This window comes from Flagellimonas meridianipacifica, from assembly GCF_003001695.1.
Lineage (GTDB): Bacteria > Bacteroidota > Bacteroidia > Flavobacteriales > Flavobacteriaceae > Flagellimonas > Flagellimonas meridianipacifica.
Window position 1 is genome coordinate 1,511,741 of record NZ_PVYX01000001.1, and the last position, 25,392, is coordinate 1,537,132.

General features: G+C 38.7%; 24 protein-coding genes. 14 read left to right on the forward strand and 10 right to left on the reverse strand.

What is annotated here, in order from left to right:
* Positions 1 to 40 precede the first annotated feature (40 nt).
* Genes CLV81_RS06970 through CLV81_RS06985 form a run of 4 tightly spaced genes read right to left on the reverse strand, consistent with a single transcriptional unit; the run spans position 41 to position 4,501 of the window.
* The gene (locus CLV81_RS06970) at positions 41 to 814 is read right to left on the reverse strand and encodes an outer membrane lipoprotein-sorting protein (protein WP_106144307.1); all 774 of its coding nucleotides are present in this window, start codon (positions 812 to 814) and stop codon (positions 41 to 43) included.
* A 20-nt stretch (positions 815 to 834) separates the two neighbouring features.
* Positions 835 to 3,189, reverse strand: coding sequence for an efflux RND transporter permease subunit (locus CLV81_RS06975; protein ID WP_106144308.1), 2,355 nt, complete (start codon positions 3,187 to 3,189; stop codon positions 835 to 837).
* A 25-nt stretch (positions 3,190 to 3,214) separates the two neighbouring features.
* Positions 3,215 to 3,997 carry an SDR family NAD(P)-dependent oxidoreductase gene (locus CLV81_RS06980; RefSeq protein ID WP_106144309.1) on the reverse strand — a complete coding sequence of 261 codons (783 nt, stop codon included), beginning with the start codon at positions 3,995 to 3,997 and terminating at the stop codon, positions 3,215 to 3,217.
* Between the two features lie 15 nt (positions 3,998 to 4,012).
* Positions 4,013 to 4,501 (reverse strand): hypothetical protein, encoded by a 489-nt coding sequence (locus CLV81_RS06985; protein WP_106144310.1) that lies wholly within the window; start codon positions 4,499 to 4,501, stop codon positions 4,013 to 4,015.
* Between the two features lie 114 nt (positions 4,502 to 4,615).
* Between CLV81_RS06985 and CLV81_RS06990 the strand changes: the two genes are divergently transcribed.
* Entirely contained in the window at positions 4,616 to 5,062 is a 447-nt protein-coding gene (locus tag CLV81_RS06990) for a winged helix-turn-helix transcriptional regulator (RefSeq protein WP_106144311.1), read from the forward strand.
* Between the two features lie 59 nt (positions 5,063 to 5,121).
* Here CLV81_RS06990 and CLV81_RS06995 read toward each other — a convergent pair whose 3' ends face one another.
* Positions 5,122 to 5,544, reverse strand: coding sequence for a winged helix-turn-helix transcriptional regulator (locus CLV81_RS06995; RefSeq protein ID WP_211297989.1), 423 nt, complete (start codon positions 5,542 to 5,544; stop codon positions 5,122 to 5,124).
* An 85-nt stretch (positions 5,545 to 5,629) separates the two neighbouring features.
* Between CLV81_RS06995 and CLV81_RS07000 the strand changes: the two genes are divergently transcribed.
* The 3 genes from CLV81_RS07000 to CLV81_RS07010 all read left to right on the forward strand — a co-directional run bounded on the left by CLV81_RS07000 (position 5,630) and on the right by CLV81_RS07010 (position 7,943).
* Positions 5,630 to 6,094, forward strand: coding sequence for an SRPBCC family protein (locus CLV81_RS07000; RefSeq protein ID WP_106144312.1), 465 nt, complete (start codon positions 5,630 to 5,632; stop codon positions 6,092 to 6,094).
* 324 nt (positions 6,095 to 6,418) lie between these two features.
* The gene (locus CLV81_RS07005) at positions 6,419 to 7,000 is read left to right on the forward strand and encodes a Crp/Fnr family transcriptional regulator (protein WP_106144313.1); all 582 of its coding nucleotides are present in this window, start codon (positions 6,419 to 6,421) and stop codon (positions 6,998 to 7,000) included.
* Between the two features lie 64 nt (positions 7,001 to 7,064).
* Complete coding sequence (locus tag CLV81_RS07010) at positions 7,065 to 7,943, forward strand: enoyl-CoA hydratase/isomerase family protein (RefSeq protein ID WP_106144314.1); 879 nt, start codon at positions 7,065 to 7,067, stop codon at positions 7,941 to 7,943.
* A 52-nt stretch (positions 7,944 to 7,995) separates the two neighbouring features.
* Here the strand turns inward: CLV81_RS07010 and CLV81_RS07015 are convergent, their stop codons facing one another.
* Entirely contained in the window at positions 7,996 to 9,198 is a 1,203-nt protein-coding gene (locus CLV81_RS07015; protein WP_335341153.1) for an MFS transporter, read from the reverse strand.
* Between CLV81_RS07015 and CLV81_RS07020 the strand changes: the two genes are divergently transcribed.
* Positions 9,128 to 9,793, forward strand: a complete 666-nt coding sequence (locus tag CLV81_RS07020; protein ID WP_146129846.1) for a Crp/Fnr family transcriptional regulator — start codon at positions 9,128 to 9,130, stop codon at positions 9,791 to 9,793. The two genes, CLV81_RS07015 and CLV81_RS07020, sit on opposite strands and share 71 nt — an antisense overlap.
* 52 nt (positions 9,794 to 9,845) lie before the next feature.
* Here the strand turns inward: CLV81_RS07020 and CLV81_RS07025 are convergent, their stop codons facing one another.
* Complete coding sequence (locus CLV81_RS07025; protein WP_106144316.1) at positions 9,846 to 10,553, reverse strand: hypothetical protein; 708 nt, start codon at positions 10,551 to 10,553, stop codon at positions 9,846 to 9,848.
* A 28-nt stretch (positions 10,554 to 10,581) separates the two neighbouring features.
* Complete coding sequence (locus CLV81_RS07030) at positions 10,582 to 11,796, reverse strand: site-specific integrase (protein WP_106144317.1); 1,215 nt, start codon at positions 11,794 to 11,796, stop codon at positions 10,582 to 10,584.
* A 545-nt stretch (positions 11,797 to 12,341) separates the two neighbouring features.
* Here CLV81_RS07030 and CLV81_RS07035 point away from each other — a divergent pair.
* Genes CLV81_RS07035 through CLV81_RS07060 form a run of 6 tightly spaced genes read left to right on the forward strand, consistent with a single transcriptional unit; the run spans position 12,342 to position 16,444 of the window.
* Complete coding sequence (locus CLV81_RS07035) at positions 12,342 to 14,183, forward strand: hypothetical protein (RefSeq protein WP_146129847.1); 1,842 nt, start codon at positions 12,342 to 12,344, stop codon at positions 14,181 to 14,183.
* A 7-nt stretch (positions 14,184 to 14,190) separates the two neighbouring features.
* The gene (locus CLV81_RS07040; RefSeq protein ID WP_106144319.1) at positions 14,191 to 14,583 is read left to right on the forward strand and encodes a hypothetical protein; all 393 of its coding nucleotides are present in this window, start codon (positions 14,191 to 14,193) and stop codon (positions 14,581 to 14,583) included.
* The gene (locus CLV81_RS07045) at positions 14,564 to 15,031 is read left to right on the forward strand and encodes a hypothetical protein (RefSeq protein WP_106144320.1); all 468 of its coding nucleotides are present in this window, start codon (positions 14,564 to 14,566) and stop codon (positions 15,029 to 15,031) included. The genes CLV81_RS07040 and CLV81_RS07045 overlap by 20 nt, the downstream gene beginning before the upstream one ends.
* Positions 15,012 to 15,491 (forward strand): hypothetical protein, encoded by a 480-nt coding sequence (locus tag CLV81_RS07050; protein ID WP_106144321.1) that lies wholly within the window; start codon positions 15,012 to 15,014, stop codon positions 15,489 to 15,491. Before CLV81_RS07045 ends, CLV81_RS07050 begins: the two co-directional genes overlap by 20 nt.
* Positions 15,472 to 16,032 carry a hypothetical protein gene (locus tag CLV81_RS07055; RefSeq protein WP_106144322.1) on the forward strand — a complete coding sequence of 187 codons (561 nt, stop codon included), beginning with the start codon at positions 15,472 to 15,474 and terminating at the stop codon, positions 16,030 to 16,032. The genes CLV81_RS07050 and CLV81_RS07055 overlap by 20 nt, the downstream gene beginning before the upstream one ends.
* 25 nt (positions 16,033 to 16,057) lie before the next feature.
* Positions 16,058 to 16,444: a hypothetical protein gene (locus CLV81_RS07060; protein ID WP_146129848.1), complete on the forward strand. Its 387-nt coding sequence runs from the start codon at positions 16,058 to 16,060 to the stop codon at positions 16,442 to 16,444.
* Between the two features lie 12 nt (positions 16,445 to 16,456).
* Here the strand turns inward: CLV81_RS07060 and CLV81_RS07065 are convergent, their stop codons facing one another.
* Both CLV81_RS07065 and CLV81_RS07070 read right to left on the reverse strand, forming a co-directional pair.
* Positions 16,457 to 17,320, reverse strand: a complete 864-nt coding sequence (locus CLV81_RS07065; RefSeq protein ID WP_106144324.1) for a hypothetical protein — start codon at positions 17,318 to 17,320, stop codon at positions 16,457 to 16,459.
* A 297-nt stretch (positions 17,321 to 17,617) separates the two neighbouring features.
* Positions 17,618 to 18,061 carry a DM13 domain-containing protein gene (locus tag CLV81_RS07070; protein ID WP_106144325.1) on the reverse strand — a complete coding sequence of 148 codons (444 nt, stop codon included), beginning with the start codon at positions 18,059 to 18,061 and terminating at the stop codon, positions 17,618 to 17,620.
* A 270-nt stretch (positions 18,062 to 18,331) separates the two neighbouring features.
* Between CLV81_RS07070 and CLV81_RS07075 the strand changes: the two genes are divergently transcribed.
* Genes CLV81_RS07075 through CLV81_RS07085 form a run of 3 tightly spaced genes read left to right on the forward strand, consistent with a single transcriptional unit; the run spans position 18,332 to position 25,380 of the window.
* The gene (locus CLV81_RS07075) at positions 18,332 to 22,471 is read left to right on the forward strand and encodes a T9SS type B sorting domain-containing protein (RefSeq protein ID WP_106144326.1); all 4,140 of its coding nucleotides are present in this window, start codon (positions 18,332 to 18,334) and stop codon (positions 22,469 to 22,471) included.
* 37 nt (positions 22,472 to 22,508) lie between these two features.
* Entirely contained in the window at positions 22,509 to 23,429 is a 921-nt protein-coding gene (locus CLV81_RS07080) for a PorP/SprF family type IX secretion system membrane protein (protein ID WP_106144937.1), read from the forward strand.
* Position 23,430: 1 nt separating this feature from the next.
* Positions 23,431 to 25,380 carry an OmpA family protein gene (locus CLV81_RS07085; protein WP_158259086.1) on the forward strand — a complete coding sequence of 650 codons (1,950 nt, stop codon included), beginning with the start codon at positions 23,431 to 23,433 and terminating at the stop codon, positions 25,378 to 25,380.
* The last annotated feature ends 12 nt before the right edge of the window (positions 25,381 to 25,392 follow it).

Sequence of the window (25,392 nt, forward strand, 5' to 3'; positions counted from 1 at the left end):
ATTTTTTAATTGCTTGCGATTCCTTACCATCAACCATTAATCAACTACCAATTCTTTTCAAGGCATTTTCTGTGAAATCTTCTTCCGCTAAATCAAGACCAAAGTCATAATCCGAAAAAATCAATGTGGTCTCTTTTCCATTCTGATGATTGGTCATCACCATTTTTCCTGACCGCCAGTGCTTATTCTTGTATTGCTTATAATCGCCATAATTTAGAGTTTTGAGCAATGTATTTTTACGGTCATAAAACTCAATCTTTTCTACGCGATAGTCTTTGTTTTGATTATAGGAAACCAACCTTCGGGAATAGCCTGACTTAGGGTCTACGGGGTCTTGTTCTACAATGAGGAATCCATCTTTTTCCTCAATGAATTTGTGGGTGTACTTTTCCACTTCATCTGAAGAAAGATCTTCAAAGGCAAATTCACTTCCCATAAAGGGCCCCGATTTATTGCTAGAAGAAATACGCTTCACCCTTTTTATGGAAGGTAAATACAACCATTGGTCATCACTACCTATTTTATGGGTATAGGTCAATGTGGCTGTGCCTTTGACATCTTTTGGAGAGTTGAACGCTACCAACGACTTATCCCCATCTTCAATCTGTTCAAGGGTTTTAGTGGTTATTTCACGTTCACTGGTCTGCCCATTCTTGTTTTTAAGAACCATTCTTAAGTTCACACTAGAGCTGCCAAAACCTTCATCGGCTTTGTTGGCAGCTTGAGCAATCTCCAAACCTTTTTGTTCTGGATTTTGGGCGTTCATTCCACTTATGAAGCCAAGCCATAGTACCGTTAGGATTATTTTTTTCATTTATTTATTGGTTTTTTAAATTAATTTTTTGCCTTTATTAATTTTTTTTCATTGCTGATTAAAATCAGCAATGATGGCAGTAAAATGAAATCAACTAGAAGTGCTGCGGGTATGATGATGCATGTTATTCTGGCCATATAGCTAGTCATCGCGAAGGATGATTGTGCCAAAACCAAAAAGCCCGAGAGCAATACGATTGTAGTGATGACAAGTGCTTTTCCTACTGTTTCAAATGCGTATTTGACTGCATCTGTAGCTGTATAGCCCAATTCCCTTCTAGCCCTTAGAAATTTTGATACGAAGTGCACTGTGTCGTCCACGATAACACCCAGGGTCATGCCGAAAACAACTACCATACCTGTATTTACTTCACCTAGGTAAAGGGCCCATATTCCAAACCCAATTGCTATGGGAGCTACATTGGGAATAATACTTAATAATCCAATCTTGAAGTTTCTGAGGGCCAACATAAGTATCAAGCAAATCAAAATAAGAGTGATGATGTTTCCGCTCATCATGCTATCAGCTTGTCTCACCCCAAGTTTGGAGAACATCAGCGTGCTGCTCGTACCCAATGCGCTCATTTCTTCGGAGGCATTTTCTTTTAACCATTTTTCTCCACCTTCTGATAGTGCGATTAATTCGGAACTTCTAAGGTTTCTGGTGGTCACTGTAAATCGAGTCTCCGACTTGTCTACGTTAACTTGATTGTTAAGGTCAAGACCAAATGGTAACGACATTTCATATAAGAGCAGGTATTGGGCGGCTTCTTGCCTCGATTCAGGGATTTTGTAAAAGTGCTGCTCATCACCGTGCATCGATTTGTTGATTCTTCGTGCTACTTCGGTGAAGGAGTTTACGTGTACCACGTTGGGCTGTTTTTCGAACCACCTTTCGAACCGCTCCAGTTTCTTGAGATATTTGGGATTATTTATGCCACCACTTTCACCAGCTCCGATGGAGTATTCTATGTTATATATCCCTGTGATGTTATCACTGATATAGTCGCTATGAATTCTGAAATCCACTGTCTCGTCAAAGTATTTGATAAATTCATCGTCGAAGAAATTTCTAAAAGAGAGTACTGATAGCACCCCTATAACCAATAGCGAGATAACGGCCAGTTTTTTGGGATTTTCCGAGACATATTCGCCAAAGCGATACAGCCAATCTTTCTTTGGGAATCTGCCCGTATTGCTGCTTGGTTCTCTTTGCTTAATCGGCATAATGGCTAGAAAAGCTGGAAGGAATGTTACGGAGAATACTAAGGCGGCCAGAATTCCAACGGAAACGATATTGCCTAAATCTGCAAATGGAGGTACATCACCAAAATTCATTGAAAGAAACCCTATGATGGTGGTAATACTTGTTATAAACACCGGCATAAAATTCAATCGTAGGCTTTCGACAATTGCTGCATTTTTGGACATCCCTTCTTTGCGGATGCCATACAGAAAAGTGACCAAGATGTGAATGCTATCCGCTACGGCAAGTGTCAAAACTATAGTTTGGAAGGATCCAGATGAAGGTGTCAATTTAATTCCGGCAATACCCAAGAAGCCTATGGACACGGCAATAGAAAATATAATTGTTAGCAACGTAACTATGGTACCATAAAAACTACGTGTAAGAATGATTAACATTACAATGACAATAACAAACATTATCACCGTATACATCATGTCTTTTTGCGCAGTGGTGAACATGGCATCTTGTAACATGACAATACCCGAAAGATGTACGTCAAACTGAGGATGTTTCTCTTGGAATCCCTCAATTAAATCGCGGACGAAAGCAACGCTTTTAGGATTTTCATCATCACTTAAGCCAGGGAAAGTTACATTGATATTGACAGCCGTAATGGAGCCATCTTTATTAATCAATCTATTCAAGAGAAGTGGTTCGCTTAGTGCAATTTGCCTAATACGTTTGATATCCTTCTCAGATTTTGAAAAGGTTTCATACGATAAATCTTCAACATACAAATCATCGCCATCGGCTCTTGTGTATTGAAAATTGGTAATGGCATCCACCCTATTTGAAAAAGGCGTGTTCCATGCTTGGGCAGTAAGTTCTTCAATGGCCATTAGGTTTTTCTTGGTAAAGACATCCCCATTTTTAGCTGTCAATACAATAAAGGCGTTATCGTCTTTGGTGTACTTTTCCTGGAGACCATCAAATGCTAAAAGCTCAGGGTTATCATCGCTGAAATAGGTATGATAATCCCCGTCAAACTCCATCTTGCCCTGAGAGGCTATTCCTAAGGCCAAGAGAATACTTGCCAATAAGACTCCCCATTTGTACTTGATGACGAACTCGGCCCATTTAGTGGAAAACGAGTTCAGCTTACTGTCAGTTTTTTTTAGTGGATTCATTTAAAAATCGTTGGTTAAGTATGGCTTATTCTAAAATGTGTCCTCCTGAGTGATTAAGCATTGTGCCAGTCATATATCCCGCCAAATCTGAGGCGGCGAGTACAACAACTTCTGCCGTTTCTTTCGTGGACGGAAGACGCTTTAAAGCAGTCTTTTGTTGTTCTATGAATCCTTGCATTTCATCCCGACCCATGCCCATGTTGGCGCCCATAGTGGTAAAGGTGTAATCAATGGTCGGCGAATCAGGCATAGCTTCGGAACGCACCCCTATGACGCGAACGCCTTCTGCCCCCCATTCAGTAGCCAGACTTTTCACCAAACCTTCGGTCGCGGCGTGTGAAGCTGTAAGCGCAGTACTCCAAGGGGAACCAACTTTTGCTAAGGTGGAGGTGATAAAAATGATGACACCTCTTTTCTGTTTTGACATCAATGGATATGCTGCTTTTGCTGTTACAAATTGATTGGCTGTAGTCGTTTTTAGAGGAATCAAAAATTGTTCTAGGGAAACGTCCATTGCAGGTTTGCCATGGTTGTATTCCGCAGGGTTGGAAGCGCTTAGATTGATAACAATGTCAACCGAAACATTTTCATGTTCGAACCATGAAAAATAAGCTTTGACTTCCTCTTCGTTTAATGTATCCACCCTTCTGATTTCACCCAGGTCGGATGATTCAATGCCTTCAACATTGATATCTGAGAGATAAGTGTTTGCCCCGCTTTCTTTGAAAGCTTTTGCCACCTGTTTCCCTAGTGCACCCTTTGCTCCAAATATGAGTGCATTTTTACTTTGTAATAATTGATTTTTCATTTTTAGTCCTTTGTTTTAATTATACTGCATGGCCTCATAGCCAAAGATTTTTCTTAGTAGTCCCATTTGACCTATTGAATACGATTCCCTATGGATTATAAAAGTGATGGTATTTAGCAGATTTGATTTACCAAGTAAGGGTGTATCAAAGGGCTGGTCGCTCAGAAGGTCTTCTTTGGTTAAAGACAGCAACTTTTCCCTTAAAATTGGGGTTATGCGAAGCCATTCCTCTCTTATTGGCACCAAATCAGGGTAGGTAATGTGATTTTGAATAGGTCTTTGGTTTTTAAAGATCTCATCAAATTTGCTCTGTTCTCTAAGCCCAATGCTCTTCCCCAGCTGGTATCTAACAGAAACGAGATTTCCTGCCAACCAGGCAATGTGGTTTGTATCCAAGGTTACTCTTCTTTGCGCATCACTCGGTCTTATGTCTTCTAAACAATTTTGATAAAGTTTAGTGTGAAAATCATATTGCTCAAGTAAGCGCACAATTGACAAGTCCATTCTCAAATTTTTAATCCTCGGATAAATTTGTATTTTTGACTGGTTGCAAAAAGCAACTGGACAAATATATAAAACCAATTTTGTTTTGCAACTACTTTTGAAAAAATATTAGATATGCGGGAATGTAAATCCTTTTGTCCCATTACCCAGGCACTTGAGGTCTTTGGTGATAGATGGACGCTTATTGTTGTGCGGGATATAATGTTTGTGGGAAAGCGTTATTTCAGGGAATTGTTGGATTCAAATGAGAAAATAGCCAGTAACATTCTAGCGGATAGATTAAGTAAATTAGAGGAATTCGGAATCTTAATTAAAACAAATGACGAGAGTCATAAGCAAAAGCTCCTGTATACCTTGACACCAAAAGGCATAGATTTGATGCCCACCATGCTAACAATTACCGAATGGAGTTTCAAATACCGCAAGGTGACCGAGGATGAAAGTGACTATGTTCGATATTTGATTGAGGGTGGTAAGGAATTACAGATAAAAATGCAAAAGGAACTTTTGAACGAGTACAATAGAGTTAGAAAATTTGACAACGAATTAACTGAATTATGAGTTCACTATTGGTGTTTTGAGTTATAAGTATTGAAGTGACTATTACATAGTTTTTTACGCTAATCTAAGTGCTCATGTCGAAGTTGTTCCATTATCTGTTCAATTGCCTTTTGCCCTCCATCTAGAATTGCTTGTGCCTTGGCCCTGTCAATATCCTCAACAGGTTTATACTTCAAGCTCCATCGCGCGTTTTCCATAAGAATGGGGAATAGGTCAATCCCTCTTTCCGTAAGTAAATAAATGATTTTCTGTTTGTGATTGGGATCCTGCTTTCTACGGATGATACCCTCTTCCTCAAGCATCTGAAGTCTATTGGTGAGAATATTGGATGCTATCTTTTCTTTGGACTGTAGAAATTCGCGGAAGTACTTCTTACCATTAATCATCATGTCCCGAATAATGAGGAGGGTCCATTTATCGCCGAATACTTCCAAAGCCAGATATTGAGGACAGTTTGACTTGTATTTCTTCTCTTTTGCCAATTGAAAAAGCTAGTTAAAAATTTGCTTAACAAAAATAAATAAATAACATTGCAACTAGTTGTGTTTAGCAATTACTTTATTAATTATGAATATAGGAAATAAAACGTTACAAGATTACAGAAAGAGTGTTTTGGTTAATGCTTCACAGGAACGTGTATTCGCATCTGTCACTCAACAAGTAGATGCTTGGTGGTCCGAAGTTGATGAACAACCAAATGAGCTTGGTAAAATTTTTAAAATCACGTTTGGCGGAAAATCGTATTGGAGATTTAAGGTGATAGAGTTAAGCGCCAATGAGCATGTTACTTGGGAATGCATTGAGTCTCATCAAGACCATAACATTAAAGGTATGGATGAGGAATGGCTTGGTTCAAGGCTACATTGGGAATTAACATCGGATGCGGAAGGTACTATAGTCGATTTTTTACATCAAGGTCTTGTTCCTCATGCAGTATGCTATGGGGTATGCTCGTCTGCATGGGATTTCTATATAACTGAAAGTTTGAAAAGCTATGTGGAAACTGGTAGAGGAATGCCTACCGAAATGTAGGTATATAACCGAGCAAAATCCCAGGATGGTTGAACGGTAAACTAAAAACTGACCCATGCGGGCAATCTTGGTATAGATTCAAGAGGTTCGGATACAAATCCAATGAAAGAATTACCTAGGAACGTATCCACATCTATCCGTTTGTTGATGGATTTTATGGCATCGAAAAGGAAGGAGAATCGCACTACAATTTATTGAGGGCCTAACTAAAGAAGCTATAAATTGAGTAAAGAAATGTCTCAATTTAGATGCTATTTTAAATAACAGCACCTTTGTAGACCATAATTTAAATAATATTGTTTTTAAAAAAGTTCAATAACCTTCATGACCATACCTCCATCAAAAAACAACACTAAGAAGTACCAAAGTGCTTCAGAAATACTTAAAGCGAAGGTTGAGGAACACATATTGACTTCTGGGCTTACCCCTATTGAGCTAAAGCGGAATGACTTTCTGATTAAAAAGGGACAAATAGCTTGGGATATGCACATAGTCAAGTCTGGAGCTTTAAAGATTTTTGTAAGCACTAGAAAAGATGATATCATACTGCGTCTGGGATATAATGGTTCATGGATGACATCTTTTCCATCCTTCTTAACAGGCGAGCCATCCAAGTTTAATATTCAGGCCATTAAAAGAACATCGCTACTACCGATAAGCAGGATGGATTTTTTTGATTTTATTAATTCCTCTGAGGAAACCAAAAATCTGTGGTTGAATATGTTGGAGGAATTTGCCGTTCAACAATTGGATCGGGAGATAGACGTACTCACACGCTCTCCATATGAGCGATATAAAAGGCTTCTTGAAAGGAGTCCACATATATTTCAGGAAATCCCCAACAAGTACCTTGCATCTTACCTGCGAATGTCTCCTGAAACTCTAAGTAGATTGAAAAAACGTTGACTTCAATCAATCTTTTTGACATTGAAAGTTGGGAGTTTTGTAAACTCATAAAAACATAACTTCAATGCAAAACACAAAAAATAATAATCAAGATTCTTCAGCACTATTAAACACTGAATTCAACAGTTTAAAGGTCGAAACAAACAAAGGCGTTGCCTTTGTAACTTTTCATCATGGCGAAATCAATGTTTTGGATATGGTTTCGGTAATGGAACTTGTTCAACTAGCACAATTTCTTGAAGAAGATTCTAATATTAAGGTAATCGTATTTCAAAGTAGTAACCCCGATTATTTTCTTTCTCATGCAGATTTTAAACTTTTACAGGAATTCAGGGACCAAGGTGCTTATGATAGTGATGAAATGCCTTTATATTCCGGATTACTGGAAAAGTTTAGAACTATGCCAAAGGCTACCATAGCTAAAATTCAGGGTCGTGCTAGGGGAGGGGGAGCAGAATTTGCCATGGCCATGGATATGAGTTTTGGGGAAATCGGGAAGGCATTTTTATCCCAAATGGAAGTGATTATAGGCATTCTACCAGGAGGTGGTTCGGCACAATATTTAGCTAGAAAGATAGGACGCTCCCGAGCTATGGAAATTTGCTTGGGTGGTGGAGATTTTTCGGCTGTGGAAGCTGAAAAGTATGGATATATCAATAGAGCATTGTCTTCAACTGAAATTGACTCTTTCGTGGATGAATTAGCTTACAGAATAGCTTCATATCCGGCGCAAGCTATAGCCTTGAACAAGGCAGCGGTAAATCTTTTTGAAGAAGGACGGTCCAATGAATTTATTACTTCCAACGCGTGGTTTGCAGAATTGGTAAAAGCCCCGGATTTTGACAAGAGAGTTGAGCACTTTTTTGCACAGGGCGGACAAACTAGAAATGGTGAAATGGAAAACTGGAGTGAATGGGCGCCTAAGTTGACGGACAAAAATTAGCTAAATAAAATCTTCTAGTATCAAATTTTGATAGGAACAAAGCCTGCCTTTACTAGATAGATTTTAGGGTATTTCTTAACCATGCGCAGTAGGCTATTGTGAAGAGGGCCAGTATGGCACTCCAGATGAAAATCATTGGGATGTTTTTAATTTCATCATGAAAATACCAACCTGAAACTAGTGCACCAAGACCTATACCGACCTCTAATGCTATAAACATGGTTGAAATTGCTCTGCCCTTAGCATCGGGAGAGCTTAAATCTATGGTCCATGCACTTAAGGATGGTGTAAGAGTTCCCATGGCGGCACCGTATATGAGTGCTCCAATAAATAAACCATAAGCTGTGTGGAAAAAACCTATGATGGACATAGCGATAGCTAAAAGTATCAGACCCCAATTCAGAACTTTTAATCGTCCATGAATATCGGATAGTTTTCCGGAGAATAAACGAATTATTATTGATGATAAGGTAAAGAAAATAAAAAAAGCTCCCTTGTTGCCAATAGATAAATAATCGCTCCAGTCGGGCACGATGGTAAGAACGACACCAAATTGCATGTAAACTAAAAAAGTAACCATTGCGGGCTTAAATACCCTTATGTCAAAGATATCTTTCGGTTTTAGGTAAAGGCTCTTAAATTTAAAAGAATTTGAAATACTCTTTGTTTCTCGAATTCCTAGAATATGAATTATTGAAAGTAGTGCCATTGTTACAGATGAATAGAACAACAGATTATAACTACTATTCAGCTTTATAAAACTTCCAAGGGCCGGTCCGAGGGCAAGGCCGGTGACAAAAAATATACTTTGAATTCCCATGGCTTCACCCATTCTTTCCTTAGGACTTATATCAGAAACGTAAGCAGCATATCCTGTTGGGCTAAATCCAGTTGAAAAGCCATGGAAAAAACGTAAAACAAAGAAGCTCAATACTGTTTCCATAATTGGGTATATCAGCCCACAAATGATACAGACCATTGCACCAATGAAAATTACAGGCTTTCGGCCAATGGTGTCGGTCAGCCTGCCGCTAAAAGGTCTTGAGACACCAGCAGTAAGAGTAAACAATGAGATTATAAGACCCTTATATTCAGCACCCCCAAGTTCACTTAAATAGGAAGGAAGTTCTGAAATTAACATATTATAGCTTGCTGAAAAAAAAAGCGAGCTGAAACAAATAAGAATGAACTCAGTTTTGAAAATGGTTGATGACATCACTCTAAATATTAACTTTATGCAAAGAAATGATGGCATTAATTTCAAAGCTAGGACATATGTCCCGTATCCAATGATCAGAACAAATATTGAACTTAAAGAGTATATAATTGATATAACAAAGTACAAGAATTCAGACTTTGTAAGAATTGGTTATAAAGCCTCGGATAAAATCATTGAACAAGGTTCTAGAGTGAAAAACATTTATATCATGATTGAAGGATTGATAAAGTGTTTTTTAATAGAAGAGAGTGGAAAGGAATTTGTGCAAGAGTTTTTCGGTACTGGTGAGCTCTTCGGTGAGCTAGAAATCGTTAATGGTAGCACTAGTCTTTGTGCGGTGGAAGCCATCACAGATATTGAGGTTTTTAAAATTAAACACGAAAAGTTTTTAAAATTGATAGAGAAGGATAAGAAGCTAAACAGGCTTTATATAAATGCATTGATTTCCAAGATTTATTATAAAGGGACTCGGCATTCTTACAATCAACTGCATACACTCGAGGAGAAATTAAGTAGTTTGTCTCAATTTGATGAAAATACAAGGTCCAAAATACATAAGCAAGATCTCGCTAGCTACTTCGGAGTTTCCATAAGAAGCTTAAATCGGGCACTTAGGAAATTAAATGGGTAAGTAGATAGCACGTGTAGCCAATAAATACTTTTTTCATAGTGATTGCTTCATGTTATTGTTTGAAGGATTCATTTAGTATCTCAAATTCATCATATGAGGCTTTAGCAGTGTTGAGAAATTCCATTACTTTTTTTGATGCAAACGCTCTTAATTTCCTTGTGTTTCTTTTTTTAGTGTAAAGTTTGATTTTTATAGCTTTTCTATCTTGGTATTTGAAGGAAGAAGGCTCGGGTAGATAAATATCAGGCCTGTAATAATCCCATGTCGCATAAACCTTGGAAATTACACTTAATGGAACTCTTTGGCCAGATTTGCTGGCTACCCAAGCTTGACTTATTTCTTCAATTGATTTTTCGCGAATCGAATCAATTTTTTTATCAAGTACTTCCATCGCTATTCCATACCGAGTGATGGCCATAGTATCTATTTGAAAAGCAAAAAGTGATTTTTTTATAGGCAAACCGACAAAATGAAGACTATCAACCAAGTCTGATTTTAGGAATTCAGCCGTTATCGAATCATAGTTCTTTTGAGAATAAAAGAAGTTGTTGTAAACAATAACGTTAACCTCATTTGCGGTTTTTTGTGTGCCACATGCATTAAGAATTGTTACCGCAAGTATCAGCCAAACAATTCGAGTTAAGATGGTTGAGGATAATCTAAAGAAAAAACGGTTCACAACGATTGAATTAGTAAGTGTCGTTCTATAGACGGAGCCAATCGAAGTAACAACACATTTTGAACCTCCAAAATTGTTCAAAAGAATACCATTGACTTGTTAAATAAGGTCAAAAGTTGATTACACTATCTAATGCTTCATCTGTCTCTTTATGAATAAAGTTGGCTTGATAATTTATGGTTGTTGTTATTGACGAATGCCTATAAAGCTTTTGAAGCATTTTAATGGGAATTTTATCTTCAGAAATGTTTCCGAAACTATGGCGAGCAATATGCATAGTTACCTTTTTTGTAATCTCAGCTTTTTCAGCTACTTGCTCTAAGTATTTGTTGAATTTTTTAGTGGCTGTTTTTATTTTGTTATAAACGTCTTTGGGGTTTTTGAAATCAGCTTTTTTCATTTCGGGAAAGACAAAATCATTATCATGATGCTTGCTTTTTAAGTATTGGTCCAAAATGCTATATGCCTTATTTGGAATTTTTAAAGAAAGAAGTTTTGAGTTTTTATCCATTCTGTAATGAAGTCTACCATCATAAATATCGCTCCATCTAATCTTTAATACATCAGCCACCCTTATGCCGGCAAAGTAGAAGCTGAAAAGCCAGACATTTCTGGAGTGAACCTGATTTTCGTTAAGTTCCTCAACTGTTTCTAAGGCAATTACCTCTTCTTTTTCCAGACCGACCTTTTCAGCTTCCGGAAATTTAATTCGAATTTTATCAGAACCAAAGGGATATAACTTCTTGTCTACAATACCCAATTTTATAGCTCTGTTGTAAAGAGTTCTGACTACCACAAAGTTATTGATAACAGACCTTTCGGATACGTTTCTTTTATTTCTGAGATAACTCCTAAATCTTCTAAGAAACTGTTCATCAATTTCTTGAAAAGTAAGCTGTTTATTTTTTGAAAAACTCAAGACATGGTTAACACGAGCTTTATCCGCAGATAGACGAGCTATTTTATTGTTGGCTTCCAATTCCTTTAAAAATTCCTCGGCCACTTCAAAAAAAGAAGTTGATTGCGAAGATTTATAGAGCTTCTGTTTAATTTGGTTAGCGGACAAGTCTTTCTTATCGGATTGTAAATCTATAAGTGCTTTATTGGCTTCAGAAAGCTCCGTTACCAGCAAACTATTAAGCCTTTTATGATTTGGATGAGATTTTCTTACCCTAATATTTTTTTCATCCCAATCTTTCAATTCGATATAGTGACCTATATAATGATAATTGGAACGACGATTTTTTGTTATCCTTATCGCAAGTGGATAGAGCCCCTCTTTGTTTGATTTTTTTCTGAGAACTATTTTTGCGTTTGAGGCCATATACAGAAATTTTTACTATATAAAATTAATCAATTTAGGTACAACATAGGTACAACAAATTTTAATTTTAAAGCATATCAAATAATATCTTGAATCATTAAATAATTCATAAGCAATTGATTATGAATAAAGTTAGTGGTTTTTGATTATAAATTCACTGGATTCAAAATCCAGTTCTTTCGGGAGTGTGGGTTCGATTCCCACCCAAGGTACAAAAAGCCTGAACATCAGTTCAGGCTTTTTTTGTTCACCATTGGTTTGAGTATATCTATTGACTCAAACAGCACATTCGTCAACCCAATTAGCCCATCCATAAATTGAACTACTCCGTTTCTTAAATACCCGGTTAAGTTTGATAAATGCGTATTGTCTTACATCTTAAATAGGAGAAAACTTTTATCAGTCGCTCTGGACTTTGTTTTTAAGAGCAATTAAGTTAACACTCGGACTTTTATTCTTGCCCCAAAATATAGAAGTCCCAAAAGGTTGCCCTCCCTATTTCATTTTGGTACAGTACCCAATAACCAATCTTAAAGAACTGGAAAATGAAAAAACTTAACCTACTTACTCTAAGTATTGTTTTTATGCTTATGCATTCATGCCAAAAGGAAGAACCCTCAATTAATGTAGTTGCGGACAATCCTAAAACTTATGTTGAAGACACAGGCAAAAAAATGGTACTTGGCAAAAAATTGGAAAACCCATATTCAGTCACTAATATGCGCAGGGCACTGATCAAATTGCAAGAGGTGTCACCAGGACTGGATAAGAAATATAAGGGGCTTACTTTTAAGGATTCTACGGATATACAAACAACCGATGTTTACGTAAAGTTCTGGATAGAAGATGATGAGCAACAAAAGCTATTACTTGCCGACTCCCTTAATCTGTCCAACACCCCCATGGATATGGAAATCTTGGAAGAAGGCGACTATCTTCCTGCGGAAGACACGGTGAATGTAGAATCCAAATGGGCATATACATCGGTTCCTGTGGATTATAAATTCCATCCTGAAGTGAAGTATGAAAAAATTGAAGACTTATTTCTACCTGAACCTGCACACATAGAGGAGGAAGAGGAAGACGAAGAAGAAACCACTACAGTTGGAGGTAAGACCAAGGTTTCCAAGCAATTTCTTTTTGATTTGGAAGATGAAGCCCTGCGTCTAACAGGCAATTATGAAACCCCGGAAGATGACCAGTATAACAACTCCCCAACAGAAAGACGCAAAAGAAGACCACAAGGCTATGTAAAGGTCAAGAATACGGTCACGGGGCGCATGGATCCCGTGGTGGGGGTAAAGATAAAGACCCGTAGATGGTTCAAGTGGGCCAAAGGGTGGACAAACTCCCAAGGATATTACAGTGTCAACAGAAGATATAGAAGGCCCGTTCGTTATACGGTGGTGTTCAAGAATACGCGGGGCTTTAAGGTATGGAGATCAGTGGTTACAATATCCTCTGCCAGATATCGTGCAGGGCGGCGTAGCAATAAAGGGCACAATATGAATTTTTATACCAATAATAGAGCTTGGAGCTGGGCGACCGTGAACAATGCCACGGTAAAGTATTTGAACTATTGTACAAAGTTTGGCGTGGGCAAACCACATTCCAATCTCAGGATTGTGGCATTGGGCGGCACTGGGCCATCTGCCGCACCCATGTTGAGAAGGGTTTGGGGCATCTATGGTTTTACCTCAAGATCAAAAGTGAAGAACTTTTTGGCCAAGGCTAACGGCATTAGTATATCGCTAAATACATTGGCCCATATGCTGAAGTTTATACAACCCGATCTTATTATTAGAGCGGGGGCAAGTAAGGGAACAGGTAGGGTTTTCGAAACTACATTTCATGAGTTGGCCCATGCTTCCCATTTTAAAAAGGTGGGCAGCAGTTATTGGATAAAATATATCAACTACATTATCACCTATGGTACATTTAACTCGGGAAGACGTCCTTATGGAGATGGACATGGCCACAACCATGGTGTTTGTGCATTAGGTGAAGCTTGGGCATATCATTTAGGATATGACTTTACAATTAAAGAGTTCGGTATAAACCAAGCACCTTTTCCTTTAAACTCTTTTGAGAACTTTGACCCGTTAAAAAAACCAAACAATTTAAATATAGATAGATACAGAAATAATAGTGGTTGGACAGGATGGATTCCTGGCGGAATAATTCAAGACATTACCGACAACAAAAGGGACTTAGTACGATTGGGATATTACGATGATGTGTCAGGATACTCCATTAAAAATGTTTATGATGCCTTAGATAGTGGTATTGAATCCCCTCAAAAGTTTAGAGATAGGTTGCTTATTGAAAATGGAAATAGGGATGCAAATGACTTAAAAAAACTATTTGAAGCATATTACTGGAAGTAAAAAAATTATGAAAAAGTTTTTTTTAAGCCTAACAATGATTCTGACTTATGCTGCCTGCGATCCAGAATCATGTGTGGATGAGGTTTTGGTGAATAGTACAGAAATAGATTTGTTAATCAATTACGTTGGTTCAATGGATGATTCGGACCAAATACTCCTTAAAAGCGATGGAACAGTATCAAGAGGTGTTCTATGTGCAATGGGAGGAGTGGTGGTAAACAATTCAATTTATGACTCTATATATATTACAACATCAACGAATGATTTGTTAAAAGTATTTAAACCAGATACCCCAGGCAAGAACATTTACAACATAGACCAATATTGGACAATACGAGAGACGAGCAAAAACCATTTTGAGTATACCTACACGATTACCAATGAAGATATTGGGAATTGACAAGGTTATCCTGATTGGCCATAGTCTTGTTTTGTTTACTGGCTGCGGCATAACCGAAATAGACCCTCCAAAGGAGTTGTATTTTGACATTTACCAAAATTCGACAAACAAAGATTTATTTATACTTCTTAAGAATTCAAATATGGAAGATATTAATTCCTTGTTACTTACTGCAGGCGAGGAAGGTGCACTAAAGAACTCTGAAGTCGCTTTTGTAGGCGGCGATGATCCAGTTCAAGAATATATAGGTGATTTAATTAGTTCAGATTTCATCATTGAATTATATATTGACAATGGCTTAGTAAAAACATGGACTCCAGCAGACACGGCTATAAAAAGTCCATTCAATAGAAACTCATGGCAAGTGCAAAAACCAACTTTATTGCAAAGTGGTTTAGAGCGTGGTAGAATTTTTTTCACCTTAGAAAATGAGGATATTGAGAATTAACAAGTCTTTGCTGGTTGGCTATAGTCTGTTAATATTAGTTAGCTGTGGTATTACAGAAATTGATCCCCCAGAGATACAAAGTGTTGTAAAGTTTTTAAATAACTCTGATTCTGATATTAACGTTGTTTTGACAAATTGGCCCCTATCTGGCAACGGTAATACTGTTTCTTTAAATATTTCAGCAAAACAGGAAATGGGCAATAACGCTTTTGTATTTGAGAATGATCAGGTGGACGAGTATTTCTCAATCATCGAGGATTCTGAAAATATGAAAATTGAGCTTATTGTGTCAAACCAATTGGTTCGTGAATGGGCGCCTCCAGTTGGAAGTTTTGGAAAAGAAATAAATAACCCCTTCAATAAGGATTCTTGGAGATTTGAATCACTATCTCCTCCATTTAACAATGATATAGTGGGTAAAATAGTATTTACAATAACCGATGAAGATATTGGGGATTGATAAAGTTTTGACTTTTCCTTTTTTGCGTTGTTTTGTCTGGATGATCGGGGTTAGTTCAATTTTAAGCTGTGATCCCGAAGAATCATTCGAGGACAACATTTATCAAAGGGTTTTTAGGAACGCTACAGATGAAGAAATAAAGTTAGTGTATCGTAGTTTTGGTACTAATGGGCCCGATAATGGAAATACTATAATTGCAGACACCCTCGTTTTACCTCCAAATACTAAAAAAAAAGACTTTTTTGAGCAACGCTACTCTTCCGATGGTGTCAAAGAGGATGATTTCCAGACTGTTATCGAAACGAATATAAGCATATACAATACAGTTGCTGAAGTTCCTAGGTTTGAGCTTTATATAGGCAATGATTTCATTAGAGAATGGAGTGGGGTAGCAGATTACTTGGGAAGTGAAGTTAACAGCCCATACAATTTCGACTCATGGGAGATTTTTAAGTTCAAAGAGATTGTTAATCCTAGTTTTGGGCTATTTGTTTATGGAGAAATAGTATTTACAATAACGGATGAGGATATTGGAAATTAAAAAATACCACCTTTTAATCTTTCTGATGATTTTAAGTGGTTGCGACCCAAGTGAAAGTCTTGATGCATTGTTGGAAAATGCTACCGATAGTGATTTAAGAATCCATTTTATAAGTGCTATTTTGCTATCTGAGTTTATCGATAATGCTGAAATCATTAATGTAGAATCAATGGATAGCCAAGACTATCCACGAATTGGGGTAGCGGAAGGAATAGGTCAGGCAGGCTTGTCACTCTCAGTCTTTGATTCTATCTACATTTCAAATAATGCTAACGAAATATTGAAGATTTACAAACCGAATAGCCCAGGCAAGAACATTTACAACATAGACCAATATTGGACGGTACGGGAGACGGGTAAGAACCATTTTGAGTATACCTATATGATTACCGATGAGGATATTAGCAATTGATAAAATGTTAGTTTACTTTTTTACACTGATGAGAACTGCTTCACAACTTCTTAGGTAGGAATTCAAGGTAATGGTTTCTGATTTTTTGTCGCTGGTGATTTCAACTGAAACCGTGTTTGGAGATACTTCCCCTAAATTATGGGCATATAATAAAAAGTCATTTGCTTTTTCCGAGTCTAGTTCAATGTCAAATTCTTGGTGGTCATTTGTCAACAAATGTTTGGAGAGCACCAGATCTCCATTGAGATATATGGAAACGATATCGCCATCCTCTTCTTGATGGTCCCACACTTTGACCTTTAAACGCTCACTATCAAAGGTCAAGTTTTTGACATAGGATATTCTGCGACCCTCAAACTCCTTTGGAAGTGGAGGACTGGGGGTTGGTTGATTTCTTGTTTTTTTCTTTGTAACCTTTGAGGGAGTTGCATTGCTTTTGGCTAATTCATACTCCTTTTTTCGTAAGTCAGCTTCCCTGTTCCTGATTGAGAAAAAACCAGTGGCGTATTTAGCAATTTGTTCTTTATTGTTTGGAAACAACTCAATGCCCATTACTTGATAATTGTCCCCTGAACCCACATTTTTGGCAAGTCTGATTCCCATGGCACCTCCACTATTTTTGAACCTGCCCAACTCTTGTACCACGGTTTTATTCCGTAGCAAAAAGAAACGAATGGACTTCGAAGTATCAATATTTTGGGTTTTCCATTGTAATTCAGCCGGTTCATTGGTTTCCCAAACAGTTGAACTAATAGGATAGGTTATGGTAATGGTAGATTTGTTCTGCGCCGAACTTTTTTGGGGATGAATTGCCACACAAACAAAGAGGGAAACAAACCATACTACTCTAGAGATTGATTTTCCAAATTTTTTCATGTGCAGTTATTAATGGTGCTAAGCAGTTTTTATTAGAGGCCAATAAAACCTCATATTATGAATTTTTTTGGAATAAGCGTATATGACTGGTAATATAAGGAAGAAATACGTATGCACTTGACTTATAATCAAGTGGATAAGAAGGCTTTTATAAGTACGGTCTGGGCGTAGTTTGAAAAGGTCAGAAGCCTTAACCAATGACAATTCTAACTTAGACTATCATGAAACGTGATTTACTTATCCAGTTCGTCTTTTAATCCATTCTGAATCAAAATAATAAAAACATCCAATACCATATTATTGAAAATTAACTGAACTAAAGTCGATATCGAATTCAAAGCACCAAATACTAAAACTATTTATTTCATCCAAGGTCCTGCCTTCGGGTAAGAAGACAGTTAATGTCTCATCTTCGAATCTTCGACCATTTAGACGCTCACTTAGGCTTATTCCCTCATCGAAGTTGCCATTATTGGCACCATAAACACTAACAGCAGGGCCGAAACCATTGTAAAAGAAATTCGTAAATCGAATTTCGCAGTCTGAAACAATGGTGACAGTTCCTCGCACACCATAAGTTGTACTGACCGGAAGTTCTCGGGATTCACCTACCAAAGGATGTGTTGAATCACACTCTTGAGATTGTGGTACTTCGTTAGAAAGGGAAACGGAGTCATCACCAACATCACACCCTACAAGTATGAATGCCGAAATGATTAATAAAAAAGAATATTTTTTCATAAATCTATTTATACAAAACAGTTGAGGGTATTTCGTCGTAGCATTTGTTTTTATTTACAGTTTTAACTGAAATAAATGTGGACGGAGTGCTAAGAATGATCTTCTGTGCACTACTTGTGAAGACAGGGGATTAAAATTGAGCAATATCATTCATCGATTAATAGACCATTCACCACAAATGATCGATGAAATACAACATATTTTCTTTTTAACACTGATTTTAAGATATGTTTAGAGCTTCTTACGCGTAAGAACAACCTCAATTCTACTATGATTCAAATTTTAGACCATACCAAAAACAGAAACATTGCTTTGTTTTTACTGGTCGTTCTGGGCACTTTTTATTTGGGTTTCGGACAATGTACCTCAGAGGCTGGTCCAAACCAGACATTGAATCAGGGGACCCCTGTTTTCTTAAATGCCACTACTCCAACGGTTGGAACAGGCACATGGACTCAAATTTCTGGGCCTACAGGTATTTCTTTTGATAATGCCAACAATGAAAACACGGAAGTTTTTGGAATTACTGCGGGAGATTATGTTTTTCAATGGACCGTTTCAGATGGAGTTTGTGTTCCTGCTTCAGATACCGTGGAAATATCCGTTTTAGGGGTTGATTTGGAACTTGACCTTAGTGCTTCCGATTTGAATCCTGGTATTGGGGATGTGGTTACTTTCACGGTTAACATAAGAAATAATGGAGATTTAAATGCTACTGGAGTCTCCGTAGAAAATCTTGTCCCTTCGGGATATGGTGGCATTTCAGCAATTAGCAATGGAGGCACCTTTAGTTTTGTATCCAACACAGTTTCATGGACGGGTCTAAGCATAGCTTCTAGTGGAAATGTCGATCTTACGTTTAATGCCACCGTTCAGACCCCAACAGGAACAGCTGGAGAATTCACGCATATAGCTGAAGTAACGAACAGCGATCAATTTGATACCGATAGTATCCCAAATAATGATGATGGTGATCAAAGTGAGGATGATGAAGACGCTATCACTGCTACACCTCAACAGGCAGATTTGTCTTTGACCAAAATTGTGGTGGACAACGATGTTGCCCCTAATGTGGGTGAAGAAATAAGTTTTGAAATTACAGTTACGAACAGCGGTCCAGATGACGCTACCAACGTTCAGGTGGTTGACCAACTGCTTTCAGGATTTGATTTTGTACTCTATAGTGCAACTAGCGGAGTCTATGATGAAACAACTGGATTTTGGCAGGTGGGAACCATCGCCAATGGGGCTTCAGAAACTTTGATTATTGATGTTTTGGTTAATGCTTCTGGCTTATATACCAATACCTCACAAGTTATCGCTTCAGATGGTTTTGATATCGACTCAACACCTAGCAATGGAGTATCCTCAGAGGATGATCAAGACGATGTGGCCGTCAATCCGGTTCCGGTGGTCGACCTTTCATTATCGAAAACTGTTGATGATAGTAATCCTAATGTGAATACTAATGTGGTTTTCACACTCACCGTTACCAATGATGGCCCAAATGATGCGACCAATGTCGCAGTAACCGATCAATTGCCATCTGGGTTTACTTATGTTTCTGATGATGGCGCTGGGGCATACGTCAACACATCCGGGGTTTGGACGGTTGGTAACCTTACGAACGGAGCTTCTACTACTTTGAATATTACAGCTACCGTAAACACGACAGGTATTTACACCAATGTCGCTGAAGTTACGGCTCAAGACCAAGTGGATTCGGATTCCACACCGAACAATGGAATCTCGGCTGAAGATGATCAGGATGATACTTCTGTCAATCCTGTTCAAATAGTGGATGTATCAGTAACTAAGACAGCAGATGATTTAACTCCAAATGTGGGGGACCCTATTGTTTTTACAGTATCGGTAACCAATGATGGTCCAAGCGATGCGACCAATGTGGTAGTAACCGATTTCTTAGCCTCTGGGTACGATTTTGTAAGCGCGACGCCAACGACCGGGGTCTATGAGCCTTTAAATGGCTCTTGGACCGTAGGGAATCTCGCTAATGGTGCAACCGAGACGATTAGTATTACGGCAAATGTGCTTGCCAGCGGAGACTATACCAACACCGCTGAGTTAACGGATTTAAACGAAACGGATATTGATTCGCAACCTGCCAACAACGATGATACGGAAGATGACCAACAGACCATAAATCCAGTTCCTGTTTCGGTATCTGATTTGGTCTTGAGAAAGTCCGTGGATAATCTGACACCTTTTGTTGGGGATGAAGTGATATTTAGCATCAGCATCAGTAATGATGGTCCAAGTGATGTCACCGGAGTTGAAGTGCTTGATCTTCTTCCTTCAGGATATACTTATGTATCCAATTCAAGAACTGCTGGAGTGTACAATCCAGTAAGTGGCATCTGGGAATTAAATGGCGGTATTCCAAATGGAACTACTGAGACCTTGAATATTAGGGCCTTGGTGAATCCAACGGGGGATTACTTTAATGTGTCCGAAGTTTTTGCTTCCGATAATTTTGACCCTAACTCAACACCCAACAATAATGTACTGGCTGAAAATGACCAAGATATAGCGGGAACAACACCTTTGCCTTCATCGGATTTGAGCTTGCAAAAAACGGTGGATAACGAATTCCCTGATGTTTTGGACAATGTGGTCTTCACCCTTACCCTGGTCAATGATGGTCCAAGCGATGCCACTGGAGTGGTAGTATTGGACCTATTGCCATCAGGATATACCTATGTTTCTGATGATTCAGGAGGTAACTACAATTCAACTACTGGTGAATGGAATATAGTAACCCTCGCAGGAGGCGGTACAACAATTTTGAATATTACCGCGGTGGTGAATCCCACTGGAAACTATTTGAATGTTGCTGAGGTTATTTCGGTTATTCAGCAGGATCCCGATTCCTCACCAGGAAATAATGTGCTCTCTGAAGATGATCAAGATGAACAATCTACCACCCCAAGGATATTGACCGATATTTCTGTATCAAAGACTGTAAATGATTTAACACCATCTGTAGGGAATCAAGTCACTTTTACCGTTACAGTCAATAATGCAGGCCCCAATGATGCGACCAATCTTGTAATTGAAGATGTTTTAGCTTCTGGCTATGCGTTTGTAGCCGCAGTTCCGTCTTTGGGTACTTACGATAATTTTACTGGTGCTTGGGCTCTGGCAACTTTGGCAAATGGAGCAACGGAGACCCTTCAGATTACAGCTACGGTACTTCAAAGTGGTAATTATGCCAATACGGCCGAGCTGATTGCTTTGGACACCTTTGACCCAGATTCTACACCAAATAACAATCTAATTTCCGAAGATGATCAAGATACGGTTGTTCCTGTACCCAATGGACAAGCGGACCTGTCCTTGACCAAAGCGGTAGACAACCAAACACCAAATGTGGGTGATGTAGTTGAGTTCGCATTGAACTTGACCAATGATGGCGCAAGTGATGTATCAGGCGTTATGGTTACCGATGTACTTCCCGGAGGATTTACATTTCAATCGGCGGTGGCGACAGCGGGGATTTATCAACCTTCAACGGGGCTATGGTCAATAAATGGGTCAATTCCCAATGGAACTACCGAAACATTGATCATTTTGGCAACGGTAAACCCACCCACAGGGAATACTGAAGAATATTTGAATGTTGCTGAAATAACGGCAAGTGATTTTGCAGATCCGGATAGTAACCCAAACAGTAGTTTGGACCAGGATGATTTGAACGATGGTCTCCCAGATGACGATGAAGCTACGGTCCAAGTTACTCCCCAAACCGTGGACATTGGTCTACTAAAAGCAGTGGACAATCCTACTCCGACAATTGGGGGAGAGGTGACCTTTACAATTACAGTTTCCAATCAGGGAAGTTCTACCGCTACGAATGTCGGTATCGAAGAGACTCTCCCTTCTGGATATCGATTTATTTCCTCGCAAGTGGACAATGGAGTTTATGATGAATCTTCTGGTTTTTGGGAGGTAGACCGATTGGACCCTCTGGAAACGGCCAGCCTGACTTTGACCGTTGAAGTACTGGATGAGGATGATTACCTAAACATTGTAAGCCTGTCATTCGTAGACCAATTTGATACCAATGACACCAATGATCGTGCGGAAGCTTTTATTGAACCTTCATGCTTGACCGTGTACAATGAGTTTTCTCCGAATGGAGATGGTGTGAACGAGACGTTCACAATAGATTGTATTTCCAGATATCCCAACAATGTTCTCCAGGTATTTAACCGATGGGGAAACATAGTATTTGAACAACGCTCATACAACAACGATTGGGATGGAACTTCCAATGGGCGAGCCACGGTGCAGAAAGGTCAGCAATTGCCAGTAGGCACATATTACTATGTGCTGGATTTAGGAGACGGCTCATCGCCAAGAACGGATTGGTTATACATAAACAGATAAGGGGATGGGGAACGAAAAAACGAAATATACTAAGCGAATGAGCAAGAAATGTAAAGGTATCCTTTTCCCTTTTTTCTGTCTCATTACATTGGCAGCCTCCGCTCAGCAGGACCCTCAGTTTACGCAGTACATGTACAATACCTTGAGCGTAAACCCAGCTTATGCAGGTTCTCGGGGTCACTTAACCGCTCTTTTAATACATCGTTCGCAATGGATTGGAATCAATGGGGCACCTACTACCCAGGTATTGGCTGTTGATGGACCTATGGGAAACAATGTGGGTCTTGGATTAGTCCTTTCCCATGATGCTCTCGGTCCTTCTTCAGAGGTTTTTGTGGATGGTAATTTTTCGTATACGCTTCAGTTGGATGATGACAATCGAAAACTATCCTTTGGACTTAAAGCAGGGGGAAGGCTGTTTAATGTGGATTTTAATGAAGGAACCATTCAAAACCCGGACGTAGCTTTTCAAAACAATATTGAGAATAAATTCTTCCCGACGGTTGGAGCGGGAGTATACTACCATACAAAGTCCAGTTATCTTGGTCTAGCCGTTCCAAACTTCTTCTCTGAGGAGCACTATGACGGTGCGGAGCAAGAAATCGCAACTGAAAGACTGCACTATTTTTTAATTGGAGGTAAAATCATTGACCTTACGCCTGATTTAAAATTCAAACCGGCCTTTTTTGTAAAATGGGTACCTGGAGCACCGGTCATTGCCGATATCTCGGCCAATGCCCTGCTACGGGAAACTTTTAATTTTGGTGTTGCTTATCGTTGGGATGATTCTTTTTCTGCTTTGCTGGGCGTTCAAATATCACCAGACCTTAGTGTTGGCTACGCATATGACCTGACCACTTCGGATTTAGGAGACTTCACCAGTGGAACCCATGAAATCTTTCTACGGTACGAATTCAAAACGGTTGAGAAAAGACTTAAATCACCTAGATTTTATTAAGATGAAAGGGATAAAAATATATTCAACTGCTTTTTTTCTATTGGCCATGGGTTTTATCCATGCTCAATTAAAGTACAACGATGCAGATACCAATTTTGATAACCTTCTCTATGCTAGGGCGGCAAAGCAATATGAAAGTTTGGCGAACAAAGGAGATGATTCACAGCATGTTCTACAGCGGCTTGGGGATTCGTATTTCTTCAACACCGATATGGAAAATGCCGTAAAATGGTACGGATTGTTGTTTTCAAAATATGAGAAGGTCTTGGAACCTGAATATGCATTTCGATATGTACACGCGCTAAAGGGAGTGGGAAATTACAGATTGGCCAAAGCCATTATGAAAATTTACACCAAGAAGTTGGATACTTCTGAGTTTTCTGTAGAGCAGCTAGCAGATAATGACGAAAAATTAGACGAATTGCTCAACAAGCAACCAGAGTTCTATATTTCAAATTTGGCGATAAATACCCCGGTCGCAGATTTTGGCCCAGCCTACTATAAGGACAAAATTGTGTTTTCGTCCAGTAGGGATTCATTAAAGTTTGAAACTCGGGTCTACGAATGGAACCAACAACCTTATTTGGATTTCTTTATAGCGGATACGATTGATTTGGGTTCGGATTTGGCTGAGGTGATTCCTTTTTCACCGATTTTAAACACACGATATCACGAAGCTGTCGCCAGTTTTATTCCAGAGGGAAATATTATGTATTTCACCAGAAACAATTACACCGCTAGTGAACTGGGTCGGGATGATGAAGGAACCAATCACCTAAAGATGTATAGATCAGAACTCAAAGGGGGAGAATGGACGGAAGCAGAAGAAGTCCCTTTTAATAGCGAAACATATTCTGTAGGACAACCTGCCTTAAGCCCAGATGGTCGTTCCTTGTATTTTGTTTCGGATATGCCGGGAAGTATTGGGGGCACTGATATCTTCGTCGTGGAAATTGATAGAGATGGTAATTATTCACAACCCAAAAATCTTGGTCCAACAATCAATACAAGTGGTCGCGAAATGTTTCCTTTTGTGACCGAGGAGAAAATCTATTTTGCATCCGATGGTCATTTAGGATTGGGCGGACTCGATGTTTTTGAAAGTGAAGTAAAAAATCAAACCTTTCAAGACCCCATAAACCTGGGACAGCCCATAAACAGCAATCGAGATGATTTTGCTTTCATAGTCAGGGAAAAAACCAATAGAGGATACTTTTCTTCGAATCGTAAAGGTGGAAAAGGAGATGATGATATTTATTCGTTCCAACGGTTAGAGGAAATATGCTCTCAAACTGTCAAAGGAAGTGTGGTCCGCAAATCGAATGCCCAGCCTGTGGTAAATACGCAAGTCGAGCTTTTTACATCTGATGGAACGTTGTTGGGTAATACAACCACCGACCCTTATGGAGCTTTTAGTTTTGAAGTATTTCTGGATTGTGAAATCGGTTACACTTTAAAAATTGGAAAGGAGGGATTCATCCCGAACGAGGAAAACTTCAGTACTACAAACGAAAAGGATTTTGTCAATACGGTTCCCATGCAAATTGAAAAGGAACTCAACAAATTGATTGTCAATGAAAATGGAGTTTTAAAAATTAAAATTGACAATATTTATTTCGATTTGAACAAAGCTGATATTCGACCCGATGCGGCCCAGGAGTTGAACAAGATTGTTGAGGTGATGAAGGAATATCCTAAAATGGTCATCAAGATAGAGGCTCATACAGATTCAAGAGGTAGTGATAGTTACAATGAAAAACTATCTGACCAAAGAGCTAAATCCACCGGTAATTACATTGTCTCCCAGGGAATTGAGGCAAACCGTATTGAAAGTGCCATTGGTTATGGAGAAAAACTACTCTTAAATGGTTGTAGCAATGGCGTAAAATGTACAAATGAAGAACATGATTTGAACAGAAGGTCGGAATTTATCATTGTAAATCTGGAGTAATTTCAAAAGTTC

Bases quoted from the DNA above. Each gene is read 5' to 3' on its own strand.
- CLV81_RS07000 (WP_106144312.1), top strand. From the start codon at position 5,630: ATGAATATAGGAAATAAAACGTTACAAGATTACAGAAAGAGTGTTTTG.
- CLV81_RS07055 (WP_106144322.1), top strand. From the start codon at position 15,472: ATGAAGATATTGGGGATTGATAAAGTTTTGACTTTTCCTTTTTTGCGT.
- CLV81_RS07070 (WP_106144325.1), bottom strand. From the start codon at position 18,061: ATGAAAAAATATTCTTTTTTATTAATCATTTCGGCATTCATACTTGTA.
- CLV81_RS07005 (WP_106144313.1), top strand. From the start codon at position 6,419: ATGACCATACCTCCATCAAAAAACAACACTAAGAAGTACCAAAGTGCT.
- CLV81_RS07060 (WP_146129848.1), top strand. From the start codon at position 16,058: ATGATTTTAAGTGGTTGCGACCCAAGTGAAAGTCTTGATGCATTGTTG.
- CLV81_RS07015 (WP_335341153.1), bottom strand. From the start codon at position 9,198: ATGCCATCATTTCTTTGCATAAAGTTAATATTTAGAGTGATGTCATCA.
- CLV81_RS06990 (WP_106144311.1), top strand. From the start codon at position 4,616: ATGCGGGAATGTAAATCCTTTTGTCCCATTACCCAGGCACTTGAGGTC.
- CLV81_RS06970 (WP_106144307.1), bottom strand. From the start codon at position 814: ATGAAAAAAATAATCCTAACGGTACTATGGCTTGGCTTCATAAGTGGA.
- CLV81_RS07020 (WP_146129846.1), top strand. From the start codon at position 9,128: ATGAACTCAGTTTTGAAAATGGTTGATGACATCACTCTAAATATTAAC.
- CLV81_RS07075 (WP_106144326.1), top strand. From the start codon at position 18,332: ATGATTCAAATTTTAGACCATACCAAAAACAGAAACATTGCTTTGTTT.
- CLV81_RS07050 (WP_106144321.1), top strand. From the start codon at position 15,012: ATGAGGATATTGAGAATTAACAAGTCTTTGCTGGTTGGCTATAGTCTG.
- CLV81_RS06980 (WP_106144309.1), bottom strand. From the start codon at position 3,997: ATGAAAAATCAATTATTACAAAGTAAAAATGCACTCATATTTGGAGCA.
- CLV81_RS07065 (WP_106144324.1), bottom strand. From the start codon at position 17,320: ATGAAAAAATTTGGAAAATCAATCTCTAGAGTAGTATGGTTTGTTTCC.
- CLV81_RS07040 (WP_106144319.1), top strand. From the start codon at position 14,191: ATGAAAAAGTTTTTTTTAAGCCTAACAATGATTCTGACTTATGCTGCC.
- CLV81_RS07045 (WP_106144320.1), top strand. From the start codon at position 14,564: ATGAAGATATTGGGAATTGACAAGGTTATCCTGATTGGCCATAGTCTT.
- CLV81_RS07035 (WP_146129847.1), top strand. From the start codon at position 12,342: ATGAAAAAACTTAACCTACTTACTCTAAGTATTGTTTTTATGCTTATG.
- CLV81_RS06985 (WP_106144310.1), bottom strand. From the start codon at position 4,501: ATGGACTTGTCAATTGTGCGCTTACTTGAGCAATATGATTTTCACACT.
- CLV81_RS07030 (WP_106144317.1), bottom strand. From the start codon at position 11,796: ATGGCCTCAAACGCAAAAATAGTTCTCAGAAAAAAATCAAACAAAGAG.
- CLV81_RS06975 (WP_106144308.1), bottom strand. From the start codon at position 3,189: ATGAATCCACTAAAAAAAACTGACAGTAAGCTGAACTCGTTTTCCACT.
- CLV81_RS07080 (WP_106144937.1), top strand. From the start codon at position 22,509: ATGAGCAAGAAATGTAAAGGTATCCTTTTCCCTTTTTTCTGTCTCATT.
- CLV81_RS07085 (WP_158259086.1), top strand. From the start codon at position 23,431: ATGAAAGGGATAAAAATATATTCAACTGCTTTTTTTCTATTGGCCATG.
- CLV81_RS07010 (WP_106144314.1), top strand. From the start codon at position 7,065: ATGCAAAACACAAAAAATAATAATCAAGATTCTTCAGCACTATTAAAC.